1 protein-coding gene and 1 pseudogene are annotated in these 1935 nt (G+C 65.3%); one reads left to right on the top strand and one right to left on the bottom strand.

Features of this window, described 5'->3' with window-relative positions; genetic code table 11:
- The first annotated feature begins 151 nt into the window (after window positions 1–151).
- Window positions 152–1180, top strand: a complete 1029-nt coding sequence (locus MKK82_RS08675) for an HD-GYP domain-containing protein (protein WP_243985288.1) — start codon at window positions 152–154, stop codon at window positions 1178–1180.
- 267 nt (window positions 1181–1447) lie between these two features.
- Here the strand turns inward: MKK82_RS08675 and MKK82_RS08680 are convergent.
- Window positions 1448–1789 (bottom strand): annotated as a pseudogene (locus MKK82_RS08680) (outer membrane protein); the annotation flags it as partial.
- Window positions 1790–1935 lie beyond the last annotated feature (146 nt).

Genomic DNA, 1935 nt, shown 5'->3' on the forward strand with positions numbered 1-1935 from the left:
CAGGCGCGGCCTCCGAGCGGTGACGTCCGGATCGACGCCGTCAACGCGACCCTGCGCGCTGAAGCCGGGACGGGACTGACCTACATCGACGTGTTCCTCCAGAAGGTGGAAGGCTGCGCCGTGCGCATCAACAACCTCTGACGGCGATCGGATGAGTGCGCTTCTGCTGATCACCGACGACCTCCAGCGCGGTCAGCGATTGGCACGTAGTCTCGGTTCGCGAGGGCCTTGCCATGTCCACGACCTCTACGAGGACAAGCTGCCGCCGCCGCTGTTTGACCTGATCGTCAGCGACGTCGAAGCGCTCACCTCCGACGCGATCATCCGCTTGCGCCGTGCCCTGGCGCAGGTCCGAACTACGGGTCTGCCGTATCTGTTTCTCGTGCACGGCAACGCCGCGCGCGCCGAGGTGCAGGCGCGGCTTCTAGGTGCGAGCGCCACGGCCAACCTGCAGCAGATGCTGTCCGCCTTGGATCAGCTGCAGGGCGCACCGATCCCGCACTCTGCCCGAGCGACGGCCGCTGAGGCTCGGCAGTTCTTCCAGGAAGCGCTCTTCTCCGGTGGCGCGATCACACCAGACGTGGCCGATGCGGGCACCGACCTAGTTGTTCGTGCCGTCAGCGAGAGCGGCGTCTACGACTGGGTGCGAGCGGTCCGGCAGTTCGACGACGCCACCCATCAGCATTGCCTGATCGTCGCGGCCCTGGCAGCCGCCTTCTCGGGCGCGCTCGGCCTGCGCGTGGCCGACCGTCATCGCCTGACGAGAGCCGCCCTGCTGCACGACGTCGGCAAGATCCACGTGCCGATCGAGATCCTGAACAAACCCGGACGCCTCACCCATTCGGAGCTGGTGGTGATGCGCACGCATGCCGCGCTCGGTCACGCCATGCTCGTCAACGGCGCCTTCGATGACGAACTGCTAGCGGCGGTTCGCTCGCACCACGAAATGCTGGATGGGACCGGTTATCCGGATGGCCTCAAGGGATGGGAGATCCCGGACTTCGTGCGGCTGGTGACCGTCTGCGACGTCTTCGGCGCGCTGATCGAACGACGATCCTACCGACCGCCACTGCCGGGCGGGGAGGCTTACGGCATCGTACAGGGCATGGTCAGGCAGTTGGACGGTGATCTCACCCGTGCCTTCCACCCCATAGCGGCAGCCTTCGATCCATCTGTATAGGACCGGTAGCGCCGTTAGCATCGGTGCTGCAGGTGGCGCCCTAAGCCTCGACGCAGTTCTGGCTCGCCCGAACCGGATCACCGCCGAGAGCTGCGCCCAGTCGACGGGGTAGAAGAAGCGATGCTCAGGCCGGATCGGCATGGTGAAGGTATGTACCGTGACGCCCATAAAAAAACGCCCCGGGATGTGCTCCCAGGGCGTTCTTCGACCAAGCGGCCAGTTTGATCGGGTTGGGGATGCTTAGGTCAAGCTCAGTTGCAGCGTGGCTTAGTACGAGCCGAACTTGTAGTTCAGACCTGCGCGGACGACGGCGAACTCGTCGTCGCGACGACCGATGGCGCTGTAGTACACCGGGGCGTTGGCCGCGCTGTTGATCACGAGCGCGCCCTGGTTGCGGTTGCCGCGGTCGAGGTTGACGTAGAGGCCCTCGACCTTGAGCGTGACGGCCGAGGAGTGGAAGAAGTTCAGGAAGGAGTCGGTAGCCAGCGCGTACTCGATGCCGCCGCCGACCGCGTAGCCGGTGCGGAAGCTGTCGTTGCCAGCGTAGCCGCCGAACGAGCGGTCGGCGCTGCCCGAGCCGTAGGCGAAGCCGCCGGTGCCGTACACCAGCACGGCCGAATTCCGCGGAAGGGGTGGCCTCGGATCCGTAAGCGGAAGGGATAGATCACCGAGCTGAGCCGTTAGCGCATCGACGAACTCCTTCGACTAGGTATCAAATATGCGCAGCGTCATCCTCGCTTTCGGCCTCATCGCCG

The sequence above is a fragment of the Methylobacterium sp. E-046 genome (assembly GCF_022829625.1).
Taxonomy (GTDB): domain Bacteria; phylum Pseudomonadota; class Alphaproteobacteria; order Rhizobiales; family Beijerinckiaceae; genus Methylobacterium; species Methylobacterium longum.

Excerpts from the sequence above, each read along its gene's own strand:
- MKK82_RS08675 (WP_243985288.1), top strand. The coding sequence starts at position 152 with ATGAGTGCGCTTCTGCTGATCACCGACGACCTCCAGCGCGGTCAGCGA.